Genomic DNA, 24729 nt, shown 5'->3' with positions numbered 1-24729 from the left:
AGCCCTCACAGCTATAATATCAATAGTAAACTAACTGCCATTACTGCCATTCCACTAATTAACCCATAAATTGAAACATGAGCTTCATCATACTTCTTTGCTGCCGGCAGTAGTTCATCTAGCGAGATAAATACCATTATTCCCGCTACGCCAGCAAAGATAACACCAAATGTTATTTCACTTAAGAACGGCATAAGAACTAAGAAAGCAGTAACAGCACCGATGGGCTCAGCCAATCCTGACAGAAAAGATAACCGAAATGCCTTTTTCTTGTCATTCGTTGCATAATAAATTGGGACTGATACTGCAATTCCTTCTGGTATGTTATGAATGGCGACCGCAATTGCAATTGCCAAACCCAATCCTGGATCCTGTAAAGTAGAAACAAATGTAGCTATCCCCTCTGGAAAGTTATGAATGCCAATAGCCAGTGCAGTAAATACACCCATTTTTAGCAAGGCTGGATCATTCGCGGCACTGCCGTTTTTTCGCATATCCTCAATCTTTTTTAATTCATGCGGATTTGACTGTTTTGGAATAAAACGGTCAATTATTGCAATTAGTGCAATTCCAGCAAAAAAGGATCCTACTGTAAGCCAGCTTCCACTCTGTTCACCAAGTTCTCCAACTAATGATTCTTTTGCTTTAACAAAAATATCAACAAACGATACATAAATCATCACGCCTGCCGAAAAGCCTAAGGCAAAGGATAAAAATTTTGTATTCGTCGTTTTTGCAAAGAATGCCAACAAACTTCCTATACCTGTTGCCAGACCCGCAAAAAGCGTAAATAGAAATGCTAATATTAGATCATGTGACATTCAGCTTTTCCCCTTCTTTGTTGTCCTGATTAATAAATGTTTACCTAAGGAAACATTTATAGTAACAGTTACATTTTATTCTATTGGGTAACAAAATGCAACCAGAATTGTTCGACCAGTAACCCCGGCATTCGACAAACCTTTATAGTGAATGTCGCAGTTGCACTTATGCAGTAATAAAAAGACTGTTACGGAGCAACATTCTGCCCCATATCAGTCATTGTTCTAAGCTATTCCCTTACTTTTGCGCTTTTTTAGCTTTAATTTTTTTCTTATTTTTCTTCTGAGGTTGCTGTGGTTGACTTGTAGCCAGTTCAAAGTCAATAATCCGTTCATCCAAATTAACTTTTACAACTCTTACTTCGACTTCTTCACCTATCTTATAGATGTTTCCAGTTCGTTCACCAATCATTGCGTAATTTCGGTCGTCATAATGATAATAATCATCTGTCAGATTACTGACGTGCACAAGTCCTTCTATAGTGTTCTCCAATTCTACAAATAAGCCAAAATTAGTAACTGAGCTTATTACACCCGTGTACTCCTCACCAATCTTATCCTGCATAAATTCTGCTTTCTTAAGATCATCTGTTTCTCGCTCGGCATCGACTGCGGCTCGTTCTCTTCCTGATGTGTGACGGGCAATTTCCGGCATGGATTCTTTCCAGTGTTTAGTTGTTTTCGCATCGAGTTTCTTATCAATCAAATATGTTCGAATTAACCGATGTACAATCAGATCCGGGTACCGTCGAATTGGTGATGTGAAATGCGTATAAAAATCAGTCGCTAACCCAAAATGTCCAACACTTTGCGGATCATATTTTGCTTGCTGCATGGATCGCAGCATGAGCTTTGATACTATCATTTCCTCCGGCTTATCTTTTACTTCCTCAATTACTTTTTGCAATGCCTGTGGGTGAATTTCATTTGCTGTTCCCTTTACAACATAACCTAGTCCAGCAATAAATTCGAAAAAGTGCTGGAGTTTTCCTTCATTAGGATCTTCATGAATCCGATGTATGAACGGTACATCCATCCAGTGGAAGTGTTCAGCAATTGTTTCATTTGCTGCCAGCATAAATTCTTCAATTAATCGTTCTGCTACTGAACGTTCACGTAAAACGACATCGCTTGCTTTTCCGTTTTCGTCTACTAGTACTTGAGCTTCTTTGAAATCAAAATCAATAGCTCCACGATTAAATCGTTTACCACGCAGTATTGCTGCTAGTTGCTCCATCTGTTCAAACATTGGTACGAGCGTATTATATTTAACACAAACTTCCTCATCCTGATCGACTAATATTTTGTTAACATCACTGTACGTCATACGTGCGTTTGTTTTAATAACACTTTGGAAGATTTCATGATTTACGATTTCACCAGCATCAGTTATTTCCATCTCACAGCCAAGTGTAAGCCTGTCTACTTGTGGATTTAACGAACAAATTCCATTTGATAACCGATGCGGAATCATTGGAATTACACGATCAACTAAGTAAACACTTGTTCCACGCTCAAAAGCTTCTTTATCAATTGGCGAATTCTGTCCAACATAATAACTTACGTCAGCAATATATACACCAAGCTTATAGTTGCCATTATCCAACTTTTTGACTGTCACAGCATCATCCAAATCCTTGGCATCTGCTCCATCAATTGTGACAATGACTTCATCACGGAGGTCACGCCGGTTTTCGAGTTCTGCTTCATCAATCTCTTCTGGTGTATTTGCTGCTTGATCCAGCACTTCCTCTGGAAAGTCAATTTTAATTCCATGCTTATGAATAATGGATATAATATCAATTCCAGGATCGTTTTTATGACCAAGGATTTGAATGATTTCACCCTCAGCACTCTTTCTGCCTTCTGGATACTTTGTGATATGTGCAATAACTTTATGTCCGCTGACAGCTCCATTTGTCATACTTTTCGGGATAAAAATATCATTCGGAATCCGCTTATCATCAGCTATTACAAAACCAAATGATTTATTGTCTTCAAATGTACCAACTACAGCATGTGTTGCACGCTCTAGAACACGAATAACCGTACCTTCTGGCCTGTTGCCATCATCATTTTTCTTTTCCAATCTTACGAGCACTTTGTCATTATTCATTGCTGATGCTAAATCAGAGTGATGGATGTAAACATCTGTTTGCCCCTCATCATCAGGTATTAGAAACGCAAATCCCTTTGCATGCATTTGAATTCGGCCACGAACCAAGTTCATTTTTTCCGGCAATCCAAAGCGATTTTTACGTGTTCGAACAAGTTCACCAGTTTCCTCAAGTTCATTTAACGCTTTGACTAGCTCCTTGAAATCATCTGATCCTTTTAGGTCCAATGAAGCTTCTAACTCTTCGACGGCTAAAGGTTTCTCCCTATGTTCATTAAAAAAATTCTGTAAACGCTCTTTTATCGTTTCGTTCATATGCTCACCTTCTTTCTTTAGTATTGTTAACTTTTTAACTAAATTATAATCATTCTTTCCAATCAAGTGATTCTAAAAATTGAAATACATCCTCATGCAGCTGTTCTTTTTCTTTGTCCATTGTAATAACGTGGCCTGATTCTTCGTACCACTTAATATCTTTTTTATCTGCTTCAACGTTCTCATAGATGTATGTAGCACTTTCCTTATTGATCATTCCATCTTGTTGTGCTTGTACGACAAAGGTTGGTGTGTAAATAGTATCAATATTGTTCTGCACTTCCGTAATGAGCTCACCAAGATCCTTGAACATATCTTGTGAGTTCTCAATTAGTTCTGCTACTTCCTGCTGAATTGTATCAGCATTCTTGCCTTCTAATTGCTTAAATTCTTTTGCTTTAAATTTGTATCCTTTTGTAAGCTCTTCTTGATTGTCAAAAAACATTGGCGCACACATTGGTATTATCCCTTTTACCTGTTCAGAGTATGCCAGCCTTAGTCCTAAGACACCTCCTAGAGATAATCCAGCGACAGCGATTTCCTTATAGCCGAGCTCCTTCAAATGATTGAAAGCATTTTGAACATCCTCCCACCATTCATCAGCGCTCGCTTTCACCAATTCTTCAGGCTCCTGTCCGTGTCCACGGTAAATCGGAGCATGACTGGTGTATCCTTTCTTTTCCAAATAACGACCCATCATTCGTACATCAGCTGAATGTCCTGTAAACCCATGTAATAACAATACCGCACGAGGGCCTGCTTCAAACGTAAAAGGTTTTGGAAGTTTAACTTTCATTAGGTAACAACTCCTTATTCTATTCTGTTTATTCGTGTGTTGTTTTGCTTATTAGCACCACTTTGTTAATTCCCATTATTCACCATACCCTATTATTTAACACTTGAAAATAAATAAACCCTTATCACATCATTTGCGATAAGGGTTATCATTTATTGAAGGACATATGCACTTAGGAATGCTAAAATGAAAAATAGCGCTCCTGTAACCACTGTACCACGATGCAAAATCAGATCTGCACCACGGGCTTTTTGCTTACCGAAAAGCTGCTCTGCGCCACCTGAAATCGCTCCAGACAGCCCTTCACTTTTACCTGACTGTAATAAAACAAGTACAATCATAATAACTGCATCAATAACTAATACTATATTTACGAACTCTACCATATTCCAACGGCACCTCCTGTAACGCACAATTACCTATATGTACTTTAGCATAAATTTCGTTGAGATGGCAAGTAATTTTTTTGCAAAACTTTGGACGTTTCACTATTTTCATTCTATCATATGTATATAATAAATTTAGAATTGGGTGGTACATAGTGGAAAATACATTTTGGTTACAGATGCCGGATCATGTAGAAGTATATGTTAAAAAATGGTTTGATCATTCAAAAAAACCAAAAGCAATCGTACAACTAGCACACGGCATGGTAGAACACATTGACCGTTATAATGAGTTTGCTGATTTTTTAGTTGAAAATGACATCTTTGTATATGGAAATGATCACCGTGGACACGGTAAAACTGGAGAGAAACAGGGGTTATTTGGTTATCTAGCCGATAAAGAAGGATTTAAAAAAACGACAAATGATCTATTACAAATTACATCGGAAATAAAGCAGGAATACCCGGATACACCATTAATTTTACTTGGACATAGCATGGGCTCTTTTTTAGCTAGAAATTATATTCAGGAAAACAGCTCACTCATTAACGGCGTCATTTTATCTGGAACAGGCTACTATCCAAGGGTGACGAGCCAGGCAGCAATGCAAATAGCTTCGACACTTCCAGCAAAGGAAAAATCAAACATGATGAATACGCTGGCTTTCTTTTCTTATAACAAGCGAATCAAACAAAAACGGACTAACATCGATTGGCTGACACGTGATGAAGAGATTGTTCAAGCATTCATCGATGATCCGTACTGTGGGTTTATTCCAACTGCAGGATTCTTTTACGATTTAATGGACGGCATTACAACCATCCATATTCAAGAATTAAATAGGTACATTCGAAGTGACCTGCCAATGCTGTTGTTAAGCGGAATAGAGGACCCAGTTGGTGATTATGCAAAGGGTGTCTGGAAAACAGCAAACTTGTATAATGAAACAGGTCTAGAAAACGTTATTACAATGCTGTATGAGGATGGAAGACACGAATTATTAAATGAAATCAATCGGGACGAGGTGTATCAGGCTGTTTATCGATGGATTATGCAACAAATTTAGAAGGAAGCGTTTTCATTGTGAAACCTTTGTGGCGCCGACTGACATTGCTTGAATTGAGAAGACTAAAGGGTATAAAATGTAGAGTGGATAAATGAATTTTTAATGAAGGGTTGGTTTAATATATTATGATTCAAGGGATAGCAGCATCAAATGGTATAGCAATTGCTAAAGCATATCAGCTAGTTACACCAGATTTAAGTTATGAAGCGAAACCGATTCAAGATCCGAATCAAGAAGTTTCACGGCTGGAAAAGGCACTGGAAATATCCAAACAGGAATTAGAAAAAATCAAAGCACATACCAAAAAGGAAATTGGCGACGAGCACGCACAAATCTTCTCAGCTCATTTACTTGTTTTAAGTGATCCAGAGCTTATTAATCCTATTAAGGAAAAAATCAATTCGGATAATGTAATGGCTGAAGTGGCATTAGATGAAATAGCCAACATGTTCATCGACATGTTTAAAAATATGGAAAATGAATATATGCGTGAGCGCGCAGCCGATATTCAAGATGTTACAAAACGGGTGAAAGCTCATTTGCTTGAGGTAACATTCCCCGATCCTGCATTAATCGATGAAGAGGTTATTGTAATCGCAAATGACCTGACACCTTCTGACACAGCACAATTGAACCGAGAATTTGTAAAAGGCTTCGTTACAGATGTTGGCGGACGTACATCACATTCAGCTATCATGGCGCGTTCCCTTGAAATTCCAGCTATAGTCGGGACAAAGGAAATCACAAGTACTGTAAAAAAGAATGACATGATGATAGTAGATGGAATTGAAGGAAATGTTATTATCAATCCTTCTGATGAAGAGCTCGCAACATACAAGGAAAAGCAAGAAACCTATGCAAGGCAAAAAGAAGAATGGGCTAAAATGAAGAATGAGCCTACAAAAACCTCAGATGGTGAACAAGTCGAGCTTGCTGCCAATATTGGAACACCTGAGGATGTATCAAGCGTCCTTGACAATGGCGGCGAAGGAATCGGCCTTTACCGCACAGAATTTTTATACATGGGTAAAAACCAACTTCCTACCGAGGATGAACAATATGATGCATACAAATCTGTGCTGGAACAAATGGATGAAAAACCAGTCGTTGTTCGAACATTGGATATTGGTGGCGACAAGGAGTTAAGTTATCTTGACCTGCCAAAAGAATTGAACCCATTCTTAGGCTTTCGTGCCATTCGCTTCTGTTTGGAAAATGAAGATATTTTCCGCACACAATTACGTGCCTTATTACGTGCAAGCGTACACGGTAATTTAAAAATTATGTTCCCTATGATTGCAACACTGGAAGAATTCCGCCAGGCTAAAGCAATTCTTATAGATGAAAAAGAAAATTTGAAAAAAGAAGGCATAAGCGTATCGGATCAAATTGAAGTAGGAATTATGGTTGAAATTCCATCCACTGCTGTAATCGCAAAACAGTTTGCCAAAGAAGTAGATTTCTTCAGCATTGGTACGAATGATTTAATTCAGTACACAATGGCTGCTGACAGAATGAATGAACATGTTTCATATTTATACCAGCCACATCATCCAGCAATTCTAAACCTGGTTAGCACCGTTATCGATGCCGCGCATAATGAAAACAAATGGGTTGGCATGTGTGGTGAAATGGCCGGAGATCCAATTGCAATTCCGATCTTGCTGGGACTTGGCTTAGATGAATTCAGCATGAGTGCAACATCAATCCTGCAAGCTCGTACACAAATTCACGACCTATCAATAGAAAAACTAGCTTCGTACAAAGATAAGATATTATCGATGGGAACTACTGAAGAAGTTGTAGAATTTATTAAGGAGAAAACAGAATAAATCTAGTTGATTGCTCGGACCATGTGTTTGGTCCGAGCAATTTTTTGTAAAGGTAATCTGATGCTACCTCTGGTTGATATATCTATTTTTAGGTCGATATATTCACTTTTCGGTTGATATCACATTACTCTAGTCGATATATCCAGTTTCAGGTCGATATCACGTTACTCCAGTCGATATATCCAGTTTCAGGTCGATATCACGTTACTCTAGTTTGATATATCCAGTTTCAGGTCGATATCACGTTACTCTAGTTGATATATCACCCACATAACGTATGTTACTCCGAAATTATCTCCATTTTATCCTCAATACTATTCCGGCCTCTATTTCTGGGAACACGCTCCGGATATCCAATCTGCATGACAGCTGCAACTTTTATTCTTTTACTATCCAAGCCAATATCCTCTACAAATCCATCATCATGCATGTACGGCGTAATCGTCCAAAGCATACCAACACCATACTCCCAAGCCGCCAATTGTGCATTTTGGATAAATGCACATACTGCCGCATATTCCTCTTCATAGCGCACAGGATCTTCTTCTTTTTCGAAATAAATCAACGCATGGTGTGGAATCGCCAGCAAAAAGTCCCGCATGGAGATAATCATTTTCTTAGTCTTAGGATCATCATCCGTCTTAAGCATCCCTATCCGTTGATAACTTGCAATAATAGCATCTATAAAAGCTTGTTTACCTTTTTTCTGATATAGTTTAATATTCCACGGCTCTTTCATATAATGTGTAGGGGCATAGGAACCATATGTGAAGATCTCTTTTAGTATACTTTCATCAACTTCTTCGTCTTTGTAATTATGAATAGATCTGCGTTGCTTGATCGCTTGTAAAATATCGATGGGGTTCACCTCACAAAATTATTCAAACCGCTGCCCCGTCATTACTGTCATAAAATTTGTATAAAATTTCTTATAATCCAGTTCAAAAGCAATGCGGTGTAATTTCTTTTTTTCTGTTTCTGTATTTGCAAATGGTCGATTATCTGCGATGCTCTGTCCTCTTGCTACTCCATTCTGCACCTGTACTATTTGCACTGGTAATTTACGATATCCTAGCATATCTTCATGAATAGTTGCCATTAAAGTAAGTACATCATGCAGCGGGCTCCCTTGAATATTTGGGTTTCGTTCTTTATAAAAACTATAATAATAATCTAGTAACGATTTAATTATCTTGGTATCACCAACCCTGTCAATGTAATCAACCATACGTGGAGTAGCAATTGCTTCGGAAGTTACATTTAAAGGAATGATTGCTAAGTTATGGGCATATTTTAACACAATCTGGGCTGCAATAGGGTCACCATGAAAATTTGCCTCAGATACAGCAGTGACATTCCCGGGAACCCAGAATGCCCCTCCCATTATATAAAAACCTTTTACATTACGCATACGTTCCTGATATAAAATAAACATTGTAGCGAGGGAAGTTAGTCTTCCAATGTTAACAATAATGAGTTCATCCTGATATTTCTCAATAATATCAATAATCCCAAAAAAGTTTTCAATGACTTCACCATCCTCAACTTCAGGCGGGATAATAGGCCCAAGTCCGTATTCCCCATGAATTTCTGGGAAATATACCGGTGTCTCTCCAGTCATTGGGATCTCTGCCCCGCCAAATACTTCTATCACTTCAGCAACATTATAAAGATTTCTGATGTAGTGTACATTCGCTAAGGCCTTTTCCCTTGCGATATTTCCATAGTCAGCGACAACCCCAACCACATCAATTTCATCATTAAAATAAGAGTAGATAAGTCCAACGGTATCATCAATGCCAATATCACCAAAGACTAATACTTTTTGCGCCAACAGTATCCCCCCCTTTGTAAATATCTGTTAATTACACCTTATTCCAGTAGGGTTTTGTCCTATGTTCAAATTTTTTTATTAGAAAACTTGGCACTCGCCAAAAAAAAGTACTTTCTTAATTGCTTAAAGATGCCACCTTTTCACTATTACAATCGATTATGGTAGTAGAAAGGTGGCATAGTTTTTTTAAATTATTGAAGTTTTTCATATCCGTTCGAAGTTGACTATAATGAGTTGAAACTCACCTGACTTGTTTGTGATAAGCAAATTAAAAAACTTGGCTTATCACCAAGCTTTAATGGCGTACACTTATGTAGTAAGAGAGTATTTATATCAAAAAAAGAGACGGAATTATTCCGCCTCCCATAAAGTCATTTATTTATTCAAATTATAAAACGCGCTCAGCCCGGCATATTCGCCCATGCCTGCCAATTCGTCTTCGATACGAAGCAATTGGTTGTATTTTGCAACTCGGTCTGTACGTGATGGTGCGCCTGTTTTAATTTGCCCAGCGTTTGATGCCACAGCTATATCAGCAATTGTCGCATCTTCTGTTTCACCAGAACGGTGTGAAATGATAGCAGTATATCCAGCACGTTTAGCCATTTCTATTGCTTCAAAGGTTTCAGTCAATGTGCCTATTTGGTTAACCTTAACTAAGATGGAGTTGCCAACACCTTGTTCGATACCTTGGGAAAGCTTACTTGTATTTGTAACAAATAAATCGTCACCAACAAGCTGTACGCGATCTCCAATTCGATCAGTTAATAATTTATGACCTTCCCAATCATTCTCGTCCAAGCCATCTTCAATTGAGATAATTGGATATTTATTTACCATATCTTCATACCAATCAACCATCTCAGCTGATGTTCGCACGACACCTTCACCTTTTAGATTATATTTGCCATCACTGTAAATTTCAGAGGCAGCTACATCCATTGCCAGCTGAACTTCTTCACCTGATTTATAACCAGCAGCTTCAATGGCTTCAACAATGGTTTGCAATGCTTCCTCGTTGGACTTAAGGTTTGGTGCAAATCCACCTTCATCGCCAACACCAGTGTTGTAGCCTTTTGATTTTAATACTTTTTTCAGAGAGTGGAATATTTCTGCACCGGTACGAAGTGCTTCCTGAAATGTTGCTGCAGCTACAGGCATTATCATAAATTCCTGAATGTCTACATTATTATCAGCATGCTCTCCACCGTTCAAAATGTTCATCATTGGTGTTGGAAGTGTTTTAGCGTTAAATCCACCTAAGTAATTATAAAGTGGGATTTCCAGGTAGCTTGATGCAGCATGTGCAACTGCCATCGAGACACCCAAGATTGCGTTGGCACCAAGGTTACCTTTATTTTCCGTGGCGTCCAGCTCCAGCATAATTTGGTCAATGATATTTTGACGTGTTACATCAACACCAATTAATTCAGGACCAATAATATCATTAACGTTCTGAACAGCCTTTTGAACACCTTTGCCTAGATAACGTTCACTGTCACCGTCACGGAGTTCTACCGCTTCATATTCACCAGTAGATGCACCACTTGGTACTAATGCAGCACCAAATGCACCTGATTCTGTAAAAATTTCCACCTCAACAGTAGGGTTACCGCGGGAATCTAACACTTCTCGTCCATAAACATCTGTAATATATGGCATTAAAATCGCTCCTTTTGTTTTTAATTTTACTTAATGGTTAAAAGCAAAAAATACTTACCTTTTAATTAGTGATTCGCCAGTCATTTCTTTTGGTTTTTCAACATTTAACAAGTCCAACAATGTTGGTGATAGATCGGCTAAGATACCACCATCACGGAGTTCTACATCTTCCCCTGTAACAATAACGGGAACAGGGTTTGTCGTGTGAGCAGTCATTGGATCACCTTCCAAAGTTGTAACTTCATCGGAATTACCATGATCCGCTGTAATGATCGCATTGCCACCAAGCTCGATAATTTTATCAACTACTTTACCTAAACATTCATCAACTGCTTCAATTGCTTTAATTGTCGGTTCCAGCATGCCAGAATGTCCAACCATGTCCGGGTTAGCAAAGTTTAATAAAACTGCATTGTGCTCTTTGGAATCAAGTTCTTCCAGCAATTTATCAGTGACCTCATAAACACTCATTTCAGGCTTTAAGTCATATGTCGCAACTTTTGGAGAATCGATAAGGACACGTTTTTCACCCGGGAATTCACTTTCACGTCCGCCACTCATAAAAAAGGTGACATGCGGGTATTTTTCCGTTTCGGCGATTCGGAGCTGCTTCATATCATTCTGTGCCAGTACTTCACCAACAGTATTATCTAAATTAACAGGCTTATATGCAACATAACCATCAACTGATTCACTGAAGTTCGTAAGCATTACGAAATCCAGATTTTTTGGAACGTTTTCTCCACGGTCAAAGTCTCGAAAATCTTCATTTGCGAATGTACGAGAAATTTGAATTGCACGATCAGGACGGAAATTGTAAAAGATAATCGAATCCTCATCCTGAACTTTTCCAACAGGTTCATCATTATCATCAGTAATAACAGATGGAATAACAAACTCATCATGTATTCCATTTTCATAGGAATCGTCAATCACTTTATACGGGCTCTGATATTTAGGACCTTCACCATAGACCATAGCATCATAAGCTTTCTTAACGCGCTCCCATCGTTTATCACGATCCATGGAATAATAACGTCCGGAAATTGTAGCAATTTTTCCGACACCGTATTCTTTCATTTTTTCTTCTGTTTGTTCAATGTAGGTTTTAGCTGTTTGGGGACCGACATCACGACCATCCAGAAATGCATGGACATATACGTTTTCCAGCCCATTATCCTTAGCCAGCTTCAACATTGCGAAAAGATGGTTAATATGGCTGTGCACACCACCGTCTGATAACAGACCAAAAATATGCAGTGATTTACCTTTATCCTTCGCATGCTGCATCGATTTAAGAAATGCTTCTTTTTCGAAAAAGTCGCCCTCTTTAATCGATAAATTAACGCGGGTTAAACTCTGGTAAACGATTCGTCCAGCACCTATGTTAAGGTGACCCACTTCTGAGTTACCCATCTGACCTTCAGGAAGTCCAACAGCTTCACCACTAGCCTGTAATTGATTATGAGCAAACTTTTCCCAGTAACGGTCAAAATTAGGCGTGTTTGCTTGTCTGACTGCATTACCCATCTTTTCATCACGGATACCAAATCCGTCTAAGATGATGATTGCAGCTAAATTTCCTTGATTCATTTTGTACCGGCCTCCACAAGCGCTAAAAATGATTCTGCTTCAAGGCTGGCTCCTCCAACTAGTGCACCATCAATGTCAGATTGCGTTAACAATTCATCAATATTGGCGGGTTTGACACTTCCACCGTATTGAATAACAACTTTTTCAGCAGTATCTTCTGATGCAGCATCTTTGATTACATTACGAATGTGCGTACACACTTCATTCGCATCCTCACTTGACGCAGTTTTTCCTGTACCAATTGCCCAAATAGGTTCATAGGCAACAATCGTTGAAGCTACCTGTTCTTCTGATAGTCCCTCAAGCCCTTTACGAACCTGTTTTTCAATATGTTTCATCGTTTCGTTTGCTTCGCGTTGTTCAAGTGTTTCACCAACACAAACAATCGGTGTAAGGCCATGTTTAAATGCTGCATGGGCTTTCTTATTGACCGTTTCATCGGTTTCAGCAAAATGTTCACGACGCTCCGAGTGGCCAATAACAACATGAGTCACACCAAGGTCTTTCAGCATAACCGGACTTACCTCGCCAGTAAATGCACCTTTCTCTTCAAAATGCATATTCTGCGCACCGATTTTGACTTTTGTTCCTTTTGTTTTCTCAACTAAAGATGATAAAAAGGGAAATGGTGCACAGATAATGGATTCAACATTATCATTACTTGGTACCTTTTTTACCACATCATCAGTGAATTGATTTGCTTCTGCTAAAATTTTATTCATTTTCCAATTTCCTGCGATTACTTTATTGCGCATCCTCTCACCTCTAACTTCAAATTTTGTTATTTATCATCTAACGCTTGTACACCTGGCAACACTTTGCCTTCCATAAATTCAAGAGAAGCTCCTCCACCTGTTGAAACATGGTCCATATCTTCAGCAAAACCAAATTTCTCAACTGCTGCAGCTGAGTCTCCGCCGCCAATTACAGTATAACCTTCTGTGTTCGCTAATGCCTCTGCCACTGCTTTAGTTCCACCAGCAAATGCATTATATTCAAAAACACCCATTGGCCCATTCCAAATTACAAGTTTTGAGTCAGCAACAATTTGTTCATAGATTTCACGTGTTTTTGGTCCAATATCTAATGCTTCCCAATCTGCAGGAATTTCATCTATGTTTACAACTTTAGTGTTAGCTGTTTCTGAAAAATCATCGGCTACGACAGCATCCTTTGGCAAAATAAAGTTTACACCTTTATCCTCTGCCTTTTGCATGAATTCTTTGGCCAAATCAATTTTATCTTCTTCCAGCAACGACTTACCAATTTCATGACCTTGCGCTTTAATAAAAGTATATGCAAGCCCGCCACCAATAATAAGATTATCGACTTTGTCTAATAAGTGGTCAATTACATTAATTTTATCTTTTACTTTAGCACCACCGATAATTGCTGTGAACGGACGCTCCGGATTTTCGAGGGCTTTACCGAGTACATCAATCTCTTTTTCCATTAAGAAGCCTGCAGCAGCTGGTAACTTTTCAGCAACACCAGTCGTTGAAGCATGCGCGCGATGTGCTGCTCCAAACGCATCATTTACATACAAATCAGCCATCTCTGCAAAAGCCTGTGCTAAATCCTGTTCATTCTTTTCCTCACCAGCTTCAAAACGAACATTTTCAATTAATAAAATATCTCCGTCGCTAATTTGTGAAATGGCTTCATGTACTTCTTTTCCATAAACGGAATCAGTTTTCACAACATCTTTACCAATGAGTTCACTTAGACGTTCCGCTACAGGATCCAGACGCAATTCCTCTTTAACCTCTCCTTTTGGACGACCAAGGTGGCTCGCCAAAATAACAATTGCACCTTTTTCCGATAAATAATTAATCGTTGGTAATGCGGCCTTGATTCGTGTATCATCCGTAACTTCACCATTTTTCATTGGCACGTTGAAGTCTACGCGGCAAAACACTCGCTTACCTTCTACATCAAGATCATGAAGTGTTTTTTTGTTCATGGCTATACCTCCTGCATTTAAACTTATGTATCTTATTAAATTCCCCGGAATTGCTCCCATTAATCATTATATTGGAAAACTTGGCTTGTCGCCAATCACTAATATAGATATGCCTTTGTTGCATTTATGCAATAAGAAAGGATTTATACTTTTGTATGAAAAACACCTCTCTAGCTCTATTACAAATTCATTCTCATAATAGATGGTTGCTGCGCATTGCGGAGCCAAGGAAGTTATTATTTAGCGGACACAGGTGACCCTATTTCTATAAAAAGTCGCCTTTTCGAATTTATCCGGACACAGAAGCCCTTATTTTACATATATCATGGTTAATAGAGGTGTTTTGTAACAAATAAGGTCCTTGGTGTCCGCAAACATCAACATTTTCCTGTATTTCAGTCAAATAAGGTCCCTAGTGTCCGCCAAATCTCTCTACATTATTTGTATGAAAATTCATGATAGATTGTGGCTGCGCACTCGGCAGCCTTAACTGCAAAGAAAGGGAAGAGGATTGCCCTCTCCCCCTTATAATATATTTTTATAGGCCTTGCTTTTGGATAAATACTGCCATGTCCACACAACGTGCAGAGTAACCCATTTCATTGTCATACCATGAAATGACTTTTACCATGTTATCTTCAAGTGTCATAGTTGATAAGCTATCAAAGATAGATGAATGTGGATTACCAACAATATCAGATGAAACGAGTGCTTCATCACTATACTCCAGCACATCTTTCAAATCTCCATCAGCTGCTGCTTCTTTGAATGCTTTATTTACTTCTTCTTCTGTAACGTTCTTATCCAGTTCTGCTACCAAGTCAACTAATGAACCATCTGGTGTAGGAACGCGTACTGCCATGCCATTCAATTTACCATCTAATTCAGGTAATACTTTTCCAACTACTTTTGCTGCACCAGTTGATGTTGGTATAATATTTTGTGCTGCAGCACGTGCACGACGATAATCCTTGTGTGGCAAGTCAAGAATTTGCTGGTCATTCGTATATGAGTGAACAGTTGTCATTAGACCGCGTTTCAATCCGAAATTTTCCTGTAATACTTTTGCTAGTGGCGCAATACAGTTTGTAGTACAAGATGCATTGGAAACAATGTGATGCTCGCTAGGATTATAATCCTGTTCATTAACACCCATAACCATAGTTAAATCTTCTTGTTTTGCTGGTGCTGAAATGATAACTTTCTTCGCGCCTGCATCAATATGTTTCTTGGCATCCTCGCGTTGAGTAAATCGTCCAGTGGATTCAATAACAATTTCGACTCCAAGATCTCCCCAGCCTAAGTCAGCAGGATCTCTTTCAGATAGTACCTTAATCTCTTTTCCGCCAACAACGATATTGGATCCGTTTACTGATACTTCCTGTTCCAATTTTCCGTGTACCGAGTCATACTTCAATAGATGTGCAAGCATATCAGCATCTGTTAAGTCATTTACTGCAACAACCTCTACCTCGTCGTTCTTAAGTGCCTGACGAAAAACATTACGTCCAATACGTCCAAATCCGTTAATTCCCATTTTTACTGTCATGTATAATTCCTCCTATGATTTTGCAAAATTTTATTCTATTTAAAGAGACTCATCCCTTAAAATCTGTTCAGCTGCTGCTTCATCTGTTATAAGCAGATCACTTTTACCTTTCTTAAAATAAGAAGCGATTGCGTTAGCCTTTGAATGTCCTCCAGCTATTGTGATCACTTGATTAACTGTCGATAAATCATCCAGCTGTATGCCAATAGTCCTTACCTTGTGGACAACATCACCGAACTTATCAAAATAATAACCAAATGCTTCACTTATCGCTTTTTTATCCTTTAATTTCTCCATAACTTCTTCTGATGTCTTTCTTCGTTTAGCCATTGTTAACGCATCGCCTATTCCATGTAAAACAATATTGGAATCTTTAATAAGCTGGAGCGTATCATTAATGGAAGGTTCCTTGATGATGTTCTGATACGATGTTTCACTTAATGGGTCAGGAACATAAAGTAATCGATAATCACCTCTTACCTTTCTAGCCATCTTGGCAACAATCGTATTGGCCTGATTCTCCTCTTTCTCACCGATACCACCTCTTGCTGGAACAAATAAGCTGCTTGCCGCATTATCAAAAGGAACCATCATATTGGCAACTGCAGCCATTGTTGTGCCACCAGTAGCGGCAATCGTCTGAGGAGATTTCACTCTTTCCTTTAAAAAAGATGCACAAGCTTTACCCATCTCTTGTTTTACCCAATTATGATCATCGCTATTACCTGGGACAATCATAATATTACTTACATGTAATTTATCCTTTAATTGCCTTTCTAAAACGCTTAAACCCATAGCTTCATGCATGAACTCGCCCAATTGTTCTATAACTATTTTTCCCTCTTTTGTAATTTGCATTCCTTTTGTTGTGATATCAATTAAACCTTGTTCATGAAGAAAATCGATTTCACCACGCACATTACGTTCGGTTAAGTTTGTGTTTTCAGCCAAACCACGCCTCCCAATCGGTTGCAAGAGTTCGATATTCTGCAAAACAACGTAGCGATGCTGCATAATTTCCAAGAGATCAGGATATAATTTCTTCTGTACATCAATCAAAGCTCGCATGAAAATGCTCCTTCGTGGACACAATTAGTCCCGCCTGGCAATTTTTCGTCCCACCTTAGGCAAAAAAATATGTGATGGTTTTACTCTTCTTAATTATTTTACCATACACACATTTTTATTCAATCATTTTGATTCTTTTAATACTCTTTCCAATTCTTCGTAACTAATTTCCTCACAATCAAGTGTAGTATCATTTACTTTAACAACCGGAATCATCAATTGATATTTTTCTAGCCATTCATCTTTTGAATAAATATCCCGCTCTTCCAATTGAAAAGGATAATCATAATTTAATAAGTCAAGTAAAGATCGTGCATCATCGCATAATGAACAATTTTCTTTTGTATAAAAAATAACGTTTTGCATGAATTATCCCCCTATTACTTTCTTTTCGTTGATGAAGCTATCCCTAACTGTTCACGATACTTCATCACTGTTCTTCGCGCAATCGAAATACTGAACTCTTCATACAGACGATTTTTAATCATCTGATCGGACAACGGCTTATGCTTGTTTTCATGTTTAAGCAGTTCAAAAATTAACTGCTTAATTACAAACGACGACGTCTGCTGTCCGTCCGATTGCTTCACCCCTGACTGAAGGAAAAATTTCAGCGGGATGACACCATGCTTTGTCTGAACATATTTATTGGATATCGCACGGCTGACAGTTGAAATATGAAGCCTTAATTCTGTGGCAATATCCTTTAAGGTTAACGGCTGCAGCATAAAAGAACCATGTTCAAAATACATCTGCTGCTTGTCCACAATATTCCGGATGACATTCTCTAATGTATTTGACCTAAATGAAATTGCATGCTTCAGCCAGTCCACTTGTTTAAATTTTTCTTTTAGATAGTCCTCTGCTTCTTTCTCGTTTGCCATAAGGTTAGTATAGGATTCATTTATTTCAATCGCGGGTGAATTCCATTTATAAAAAGAAATCTTCCATTTTCCATCTTCTTCATATATGTTTGCTTCTGGAATAATATATTCCGTGCTGGTTTGTGATAGCAATTTACCAGGCTTTGGGTGACAGGATTTTATTTCTTCTAACATAACACTAGCTTTATCCTCAGTTAATTGATATTGAACGCTTATAGCAGAAATATTTTCTTCAGCTACCCAATCCAAATGTTCTTGTAACAATTCTCCAATATATGGATAAGATTTATCCATTTGTAACTGGATACATTCCTGCAATGTTCTAGCTCCAATTCCGGCAGGTTCAAGTGATTGTATTAATGCTAATGCCTGTTCAACCTTCTCAATTGTTGTATTGCAATTTTCGGCCCAAATATTCAATTCAATATCCAAATAGCCATCATCATTCAGCGAATCAATCCCAAACGAAACAACTGGCTCCAGATAACTTGGAACATTCAGCATATACAGCTGGTTTTTCAATTGTTCGTACATTGATAATGTTGCCTGATTTATCTCTCCGATTGAAGGCTGGTCCGCATTCGAATTTTTATATTTTGTTATTTCATAATCATAGTTGACCTCTTCAATTAACGGGTTCTCTTTGGAAATTTCTTTAATATATTCAATTATTTCAATCCCAGTAAATTGTAGTAAATGGATTGATTGCAGTAGGGATTGGTTCATTTTTAATTGTAATGTCTGTTCTTGCTTTAGTTTTTGCTGCACCATAATCCCTCCAGTCTATCTTCTATTTTATTAGAAAACTTGGCATTCGCCAAGCCTTTAATTGCGAATGCCTTAGTTGCACTTATGCAGTAGGAAAGTTTTATACTTTCCTATCTGCCAATAAAAACTGGAATAAGTGAAAAAGAACAAGGCGAAGTTTATCAGCCCTGTTCTTTTGCTTATTTTATCCTCACTTTTTCATCCCCGGTAATCCAATTTGGAAAAAACTCCAATTCAATTGATATAGGTGATTTCAGTTGATCAGAACCTTTCATATTAAAGCCAATTTCCGCCATACCCTTATCAGGCCTATACCCATAGGTAAATGAACGCTCCGTTGTTACCTCTTTCCCAGTATTATCACTCATTTTCCCAAACATAAAGTAGGAAAATCGCTTTTCGGTATGCAAACTAAGACTAACCCTATTTCCATTAATCTCCAGGTTTCTTAATTTATTTCCGTTAGGCTGATTCAAGATGACTTCTTCCTCAGTATCTACTACAAGCTTACGCTTATCTTTATCAATGGCTTGCATCCTGCTGAATACCAAATACAACCTCTCAGGGTCGTGAAAATAGTTACTTTGCAAGTATATAATTTCCTCATTTTCAGCAATTTCGGATCCAACAACCCCATTTGTTTTCCCCCATGTTTCTCCACGTTCATCAACTAGCCGCATATCTTCAAAAGCTAGGATTTTCTTTGTATTGCCGGGATCCATTTTGACGTGAACAGCAACTCTCAGCGGGTAAACCGTAGCATCTAAGATCGTCATATTTTGTCCTTCGACGGTAACATCCTTGTTAAGTTCAAATGTTTTCTTTTCTCGAATATCTTCTTTGATTTTAAAAGGAAAACTAAATTCTTCGTTGAATGAGTCACCAGTAATTTTTAGGTCGATTTCAAATTCTCTTGACTTAAATGGCTTTTCAAAAAAGTATTCGATTGTCCCGCTATACGTTTTTTTCCCTTCTTCAGAGTTATGTGGCATTCCAAAGGATACACTAGAAAGATCTAATACTTCGCCACTGGAGCTCTCCAAGTGGGTTTCTCCAATTGAAATCTCTTTCTGTTTTTTATCTGTATTTAATGTGTAAAACAAGACTATCCCGTTTTCATCTGCAATCGCCCCATCTATGACAACTTCCAGACCATCCTTTTCTTTCGAAACAGCAATTTCCTGGTAGTAATCGTTTTTAACAGCTGACATCATCCCTTTATCTTCCCGGATCAATTCTACAATCTTTTCCATACCAGGAATTGATGTTACATACTGTGCAAAGACTGGAGAAACCCGGATTGATGTCACAAATGTAATTACTATAATAGCCACCATTGCAACGCTCATTATCCATTTCATTTTACGCGGTTTTTGTTTTGCCGATTTAGCCTGTTGGAAACCTGATGATATTGCATTATCTAATGCATCAAGAGGGGTTGAGATATCGTCGTACGCTTTTTTAAAATCATTCAGTTTATCCTCTTCTTTTTCGTACATGAAGATTCCCCTCCTTTTCATCAAGCAATTCCCGTAACGATTTTAATGCTTTGTTAAGCCATGTTTTGACTGTTCCTTCCGGGCATTCCATATCTGCTGCAATATCTTTTATTTTTAAATCATGGAAATATTTAAGCATGAGAACTTCGCGTGACTGTTCATCCAAACTTTGCATCGCATCCTTCAGTTCTATCCTGATATGATTGTCTGTGACTCCATGTTCCAATATTTTTTCGTTATCAAAAACGATGCGCTTTTTCCTTCTAAGCTGGTCATTACAATAATTAATCATCACCCGGATAAGCCAGGTTTTGAAATAAGAGGGTTTCCTGATTGTATGTATTTTTTTATATACGCGGAATGTTACCTCCTGCACTGCTTCTAATGCTTCATTTTCATTTTTAAGGTAGGATAGTGCTGTTTTATATAAATCAATTTTATAATGTCTTATTAGTTTTAAAAAAGCCTCATCACTTCCTTTGATGGCTTCTTGTACTAATCTGCCGTCCTCATTCAACCTTCTACCTCCTGCCTGTTTCTTTTTCTATGTATTAGACTGCTGGAACATGAAAAAGTTTTTATTTTTTTCAATTATAGACGTTTTGGTGAAATGTTTTAAAAGTATTCACCATTTCATTCAATTTAGTGACATATATCACATTATTACATGGATCAGGGGATTACAATATATGTAAATATAGCAGGGTGGTTGATCGTTATGCCATGGGAAGTCCGGCAAATTATATTAGGGATCCACATATTTCTGGCGATAAATTGGATTGGCGGGGTTATGTTCATTGGTTGGGGTGTCTTTCCATCAGTTAGAAATATGGCATTTGCTCAACAAAGAAAATTCTTTCTGGCACTTATTCAATGGTCACACAGATTCCTAACAGCAGCAGGAACTGGTGTAATTTTGACAGGTATAGTACTTGGAACGATTGGTGGCCCGATTAAAAATTTAGATGACATATGGCATACATCATACGGAAACATTTGGCTAACTGCACTGCTAATCGCACTTATCACTTTACTATGGGGGGTTTTTATTGGGTATAGGCAATCCATAAAGGTATTTTCAGATGTTGCGCTTTGGGAAACTGCAGATTCAGGTGATAAAAAGCCTCTTTCAAATGCTCTAAGGATAACAATACTTTTAGAATCGGTGGAGGTTAGCGGCTTTATTGCTTTAATTATTTGTATGGTATTACTATAAGAAGGAGTGTTACACATGACACAAATTGCAATGGATCATGGACAAGTAAGATACTATTATCGTTCTTCATGGCTTCAACTTGTTAGACCGATGACACTCACAGGCACATTAACTCCTGTACTAGTTGGGACAGGGATAGCTGCGTCAAAAGGGCCTATTCAGATTGATGTGTTTTTTGCCCTGTTATTCGCAGCACTGCTAATACAATCAGCAACAAATCTTTTCAATGATTATTATGATTTCCGGAATGGGCAGGACCAGGATAAATGGACTCTTAATCCATCCGATGCACACGGTCCATCACATACAATCGTTCCTTATGTTGCAAGTTCAATGCTCGGCATCGCCATCATAATTGGAGCATGGCTTGCTTTTACGAGCAGTTTTTGGGTTATACTAGCAGGGATTTTAGGGATCACTTTTGGATATCTCTATTCAGCTGGTCCACGTCCATTATGTTCGATTGGATTAGGTGAAACAGTAGCATTTATTTTTCTTGGCCCCGTTATTACAATTCTTGGCTACAGTGTTCAAGGACATGCGGTAGATACTCAGATTGCTGTAATTTCACTACCCTTTGCTATGCTTATTTCCTCGATGATTTTAACAAATAATATTCGTGATTTGGAAAAAGACAGCGCCTTCCGAAAAACTCTCCCAGCAATATTAGGGCGCGCCACAGCAATCAATATACTCGTTACACTGCTTTCGATTGCTTATTTAACAGTACTTGGTCTAGTTTTATACAACGTTATCGCTTGGCAGTCGCTAGCAGTCATACTAGCATTACCGCTTGCCTTTCGATTACGGTGGTCTTTGCGGCGTGGTGATAAACGTTCTGAAGAGATTAAAGGCATGAAATGGGCAGCATGGCACCATTGGGCATTCGGACTGTTATTTTCATGCGGGGTTTGGATTGGTTTTTTTATTAATTAAGGCTTCTTTCAAAGTCTAAGGTTAATCAATTCGTATTATGTAGTGTGGCTCGCCAGCCTCCCTAAGGTGCGCGTAGTGTATTTTCAACATTATGTAGCAATGCATATTCTTAATGATAAAAACATCAACCTTTTAAAGTTCATTCTAAAAAAAACGACAAGGGACTATAAATCCCTTGTCTGCAATCATTACTTTATTTTATCCGGACCACTTTTTTTATCTTTTTGCAATGCTTTATAAAAGGAAAATACCATAAGCAGCATAATTACCGAAAACGGGAATGCTGCTGAAATCAGAGCATTTTGCAAAGCTTGCAATCCTCCAGTGTATAAGAGCACAGCTGCTATTGTTGATTGGGCAAATCCCCACACAAACTTAACCGTTGTTGGAGGAGATAAAGAACCATTTGTTGTTTGCATGCCTAAAACAAATGTAGCTGAATCCGCTGATGTAATAAAGAAAGTTCCAATTAGCATTAAGGCAATTATCGATAAGACGACACCTAATGGAATTTCACCAAACATTCCAAACAACGCCTGCTCATCAGGAAGTCCAGCAATATCTGCACCTTTATTCTGTTCATCAATGCCAGTTATGCCAAATGTTGAAAACCAAAGGAAGCTGACAACGGAAGGTACAAGGAGAACACCCGCCAGGAATTCACGGATTGAGCGTCCTTTTGATACCCGGGCAATAAAGATTCCAACGAACGGTGCCCACGCTATCCACCAAGCCCAAAAGAAAACAGTCCAGTCCAAAACCCACTGCCTCTCCTCATCATCATGTGGAGCGATACGAAAACTCTCAGTTGGTAGTTGTTGAAGATATGCGCCAATTGTATCTGTAAATGAATTAAAAATGTACAGTGTTGGTCCCAATATTAATGTACCAACCAATAATATTCCTGCTAAAATCATATTAGTATTGCTTAAGTATTTGATACCTTTGCTAAGACCTGTATACGTAGATAACATGAACAATACAGTTACAATAAGGATAATAACAAGCTGAACCCAAAATGAACTCTCGATATCAAGGAGATAAGTAAGCCCTCCATTAATCTGCGTCGCGCCAAAACCAAGGGTTGTAGCTACACCAACTATGGTGGCAAAAACTGCAATAACATCAATTAATCTTCCCCAGCCTCCATTCATTTTATCCCCAAAAATCGGTTCAAGTGTAGCACTTATTAAACCTGGCTTTCCGTGACGAAATGTAAAATAGGCTAACACTAAAGCAATCACAGCATATATAGCCCACGCATGAATACCATAGTGGAAGAATGTGACACGCAGTGAATCCTCTAGCGCTTCTCTTGTACCAGGCTCTGCTGTAGGAGGGGTATTAATATAATGTGAAACAGGCGATGCTACACCATAGAATACAAGACCTATCCCCATTCCAGCACTGAAAAGCATGGCAAGCCACGTGGGATAGCTGAACTCCGGCTTTTCTCCCGGCTTTCCAAGTCTAATCTTACCAAAAGGGCTGAAAATTAAATATAAACAAAACAGCACAAACAACGTTACAATCAGTAAATAATACCAGCCAAAATTAACAGATATATAATTCATAATTGTTTTTGAGAAATTTTCAAACCCTTCAGGAGCCAAAACCCCCAAAAAAGACATACCTAATGTTATTGCCAATGTAATCCAAAAAACGGAAGTTACCTGTTTCATTCCAATCCCCTTTCTGCGTTCTTTTAAGCACCATGTAAACTCTAGTTTTAGTATCTCTGAATTTTATAGTGGTATTCAGAAAGAGGGTTGTTATTGGATTATATTTTTATTGTTTTAAAACATATTAGGAGCCATCACTTCCTTCGTCTTTTGAGTTAACACCTTCAAGATCAAGCCAAGAGAGCATTTCCCGTACAACCGTATTGATTTTCTCATTGACTGCATCATCGCCAAACTTAATCTTTGCTTTTTCAATCTGGTTCACGACATTTTGGTCAAAACCTATCAACTCAGTATCATCTTCCATTTCATTAAATAAATCAATCATAGCATCGTTCCCTTGTTGAATCTGATCGATGGCATCGCTGTATTTTTGGTAGTCTTTTTCATTTGCCTTCATATGTATCACCCATTATTAGAATATCCAAAAAGTATTACAATATTAGAAGTTAGCATAGTTCTATGTCCACGCCAATAAGAACTGTTTGCTTTCATAGAATACCTTATACTTCGGATGTCAGGACCGGCTGCACACTCGCTTTCTTAGCTGCTAAAAAGGCAAGGGCTACATTAACTGTAACCCTTGCCTTTTTAAGTTTCATTTAAGTGCGCCCAGAGGGATTCGAACCCCCGACACTTGGTACCGGAAACCAAAGCTCTATCCTACTGAGCTATGGGCGCATATTATAAAGTATTTTTGACACATACGATATTATAACGCCACATCCCCTTAGAAACAAGT

At 38.2% G+C, this 24729-nt stretch carries 22 protein-coding genes and 1 tRNA gene; 4 read left to right on the top strand and 19 right to left on the bottom strand.

The window, feature by feature from the left end; all coding sequences use genetic code 11:
- Positions 1-11 precede the first annotated feature (11 nt).
- The 4 genes from zupT to secG form a co-directional block, all read right to left on the bottom strand.
- Positions 12-821 carry a zinc transporter ZupT gene (zupT, locus tag BLS02_RS06055; protein WP_092492045.1) on the bottom strand — a complete coding sequence of 270 codons (810 nt, stop codon included), beginning with the start codon at positions 819-821 and terminating at the stop codon, positions 12-14.
- 238 nt (positions 822-1059) lie between these two features.
- A complete protein-coding gene (gene rnr, locus BLS02_RS06050; RefSeq protein ID WP_092492248.1) occupies positions 1060-3252 on the bottom strand; it encodes a ribonuclease R in 2193 nt (730 codons plus the stop codon).
- 49 nt (positions 3253-3301) lie between these two features.
- Positions 3302-4048: an alpha/beta hydrolase gene (locus BLS02_RS06045; RefSeq protein ID WP_092492044.1), complete on the bottom strand. Its 747-nt coding sequence runs from the start codon at positions 4046-4048 to the stop codon at positions 3302-3304.
- Positions 4049-4200: 152 nt separating this feature from the next.
- On the bottom strand, positions 4201-4434 hold the full coding sequence (gene secG, locus BLS02_RS06040) for a preprotein translocase subunit SecG (RefSeq protein ID WP_092492043.1): 234 nt from the start codon (positions 4432-4434) through the stop codon (positions 4201-4203).
- Positions 4435-4589: 155 nt separating this feature from the next.
- Between secG and BLS02_RS06035 the strand changes: the two genes are divergently transcribed.
- Positions 4590-5501: an alpha/beta hydrolase gene (locus BLS02_RS06035; RefSeq protein WP_092492042.1), complete on the top strand. Its 912-nt coding sequence runs from the start codon at positions 4590-4592 to the stop codon at positions 5499-5501.
- Positions 5502-5626: 125 nt separating this feature from the next.
- Complete coding sequence (gene ptsP / locus BLS02_RS06030; RefSeq protein ID WP_092492041.1) at positions 5627-7333, top strand: phosphoenolpyruvate--protein phosphotransferase; 1707 nt, start codon at positions 5627-5629, stop codon at positions 7331-7333.
- Positions 7334-7613: 280 nt separating this feature from the next.
- Here the strand turns inward: ptsP and BLS02_RS06025 are convergent, their stop codons facing one another.
- From BLS02_RS06025 to BLS02_RS05970, 12 genes are all read right to left on the bottom strand, one after another.
- Positions 7614-8201 (bottom strand): nitroreductase family protein, encoded by a 588-nt coding sequence (locus BLS02_RS06025; protein ID WP_092492040.1) that lies wholly within the window; start codon positions 8199-8201, stop codon positions 7614-7616.
- A 9-nt stretch (positions 8202-8210) separates the two neighbouring features.
- Complete coding sequence (locus tag BLS02_RS06020; protein WP_092492039.1) at positions 8211-9167, bottom strand: nucleoside hydrolase; 957 nt, start codon at positions 9165-9167, stop codon at positions 8211-8213.
- Between the two features lie 375 nt (positions 9168-9542).
- Positions 9543-10829 (bottom strand): phosphopyruvate hydratase, encoded by a 1287-nt coding sequence (gene eno / locus BLS02_RS06015; protein WP_092492038.1) that lies wholly within the window; start codon positions 10827-10829, stop codon positions 9543-9545.
- A 54-nt stretch (positions 10830-10883) separates the two neighbouring features.
- Positions 10884-12422 carry a 2,3-bisphosphoglycerate-independent phosphoglycerate mutase gene (gpmI, locus tag BLS02_RS06010; protein ID WP_092492037.1) on the bottom strand — a complete coding sequence of 513 codons (1539 nt, stop codon included), beginning with the start codon at positions 12420-12422 and terminating at the stop codon, positions 10884-10886.
- Complete coding sequence (gene tpiA, locus BLS02_RS06005) at positions 12419-13177, bottom strand: triose-phosphate isomerase (RefSeq protein WP_092492036.1); 759 nt, start codon at positions 13175-13177, stop codon at positions 12419-12421. The genes gpmI and tpiA overlap by 4 nt, the downstream gene beginning before the upstream one ends.
- A 26-nt stretch (positions 13178-13203) precedes the next feature.
- A complete protein-coding gene (locus tag BLS02_RS06000; RefSeq protein ID WP_092492035.1) occupies positions 13204-14385 on the bottom strand; it encodes a phosphoglycerate kinase in 1182 nt (393 codons plus the stop codon).
- Positions 14386-14923: 538 nt separating this feature from the next.
- Positions 14924-15934 (bottom strand): type I glyceraldehyde-3-phosphate dehydrogenase, encoded by a 1011-nt coding sequence (gap, locus tag BLS02_RS05995; protein ID WP_092492034.1) that lies wholly within the window; start codon positions 15932-15934, stop codon positions 14924-14926.
- Between the two features lie 39 nt (positions 15935-15973).
- The gene (locus tag BLS02_RS05990) at positions 15974-17002 is read right to left on the bottom strand and encodes a sugar-binding transcriptional regulator (protein ID WP_092492033.1); all 1029 of its coding nucleotides are present in this window, start codon (positions 17000-17002) and stop codon (positions 15974-15976) included.
- A 123-nt stretch (positions 17003-17125) separates the two neighbouring features.
- Complete coding sequence (locus tag BLS02_RS05985) at positions 17126-17368, bottom strand: glutaredoxin family protein (protein WP_092492032.1); 243 nt, start codon at positions 17366-17368, stop codon at positions 17126-17128.
- Positions 17369-17382: 14 nt separating this feature from the next.
- A complete protein-coding gene (gene rpoN, locus BLS02_RS05980; protein ID WP_254788734.1) occupies positions 17383-18657 on the bottom strand; it encodes an RNA polymerase factor sigma-54 in 1275 nt (424 codons plus the stop codon).
- Between the two features lie 176 nt (positions 18658-18833).
- Positions 18834-20153 (bottom strand): DUF4179 domain-containing protein, encoded by a 1320-nt coding sequence (locus tag BLS02_RS05975; protein ID WP_175476718.1) that lies wholly within the window; start codon positions 20151-20153, stop codon positions 18834-18836.
- On the bottom strand, positions 20131-20670 hold the full coding sequence (locus BLS02_RS05970; protein WP_092492029.1) for a sigma-70 family RNA polymerase sigma factor: 540 nt from the start codon (positions 20668-20670) through the stop codon (positions 20131-20133). The genes BLS02_RS05975 and BLS02_RS05970 overlap by 23 nt, the downstream gene beginning before the upstream one ends.
- Before the next feature lie 201 nt (positions 20671-20871).
- On the opposite strand from BLS02_RS05970, the gene BLS02_RS05965 reads away from it, so the two are divergent.
- Together BLS02_RS05965 and BLS02_RS05960 are read left to right on the top strand one after the other, a co-directional pair.
- A complete protein-coding gene (locus BLS02_RS05965; protein ID WP_092492028.1) occupies positions 20872-21369 on the top strand; it encodes a hypothetical protein in 498 nt (165 codons plus the stop codon).
- A gap of 15 nt (positions 21370-21384) precedes the next feature.
- Entirely contained in the window at positions 21385-22305 is a 921-nt protein-coding gene (locus BLS02_RS05960) for a prenyltransferase (protein WP_254788733.1), read from the top strand.
- A gap of 188 nt (positions 22306-22493) precedes the next feature.
- Here the strand turns inward: BLS02_RS05960 and BLS02_RS05955 are convergent, their stop codons facing one another.
- The 3 genes from BLS02_RS05955 to BLS02_RS05945 all read right to left on the bottom strand — a co-directional run bounded on the left by BLS02_RS05955 (position 22494) and on the right by BLS02_RS05945 (position 24668).
- Positions 22494-23987 carry a glycine betaine uptake BCCT transporter gene (locus tag BLS02_RS05955; RefSeq protein ID WP_092492027.1) on the bottom strand — a complete coding sequence of 498 codons (1494 nt, stop codon included), beginning with the start codon at positions 23985-23987 and terminating at the stop codon, positions 22494-22496.
- Between the two features lie 124 nt (positions 23988-24111).
- The gene (locus BLS02_RS05950; protein ID WP_092492026.1) at positions 24112-24387 is read right to left on the bottom strand and encodes a hypothetical protein; all 276 of its coding nucleotides are present in this window, start codon (positions 24385-24387) and stop codon (positions 24112-24114) included.
- A gap of 207 nt (positions 24388-24594) precedes the next feature.
- Positions 24595-24668: transfer RNA gene (locus BLS02_RS05945), tRNA-Arg, on the bottom strand.
- Positions 24669-24729: the final 61 nt, after the last annotated feature.

This window comes from Virgibacillus salinus, assembly GCF_900102415.1.
Classification (GTDB): Bacteria; Bacillota; Bacilli; order Bacillales; family Amphibacillaceae; genus Lentibacillus; species Lentibacillus subterraneus.
This window is presented reverse-complemented; position numbering and strand designations above follow the sequence as displayed.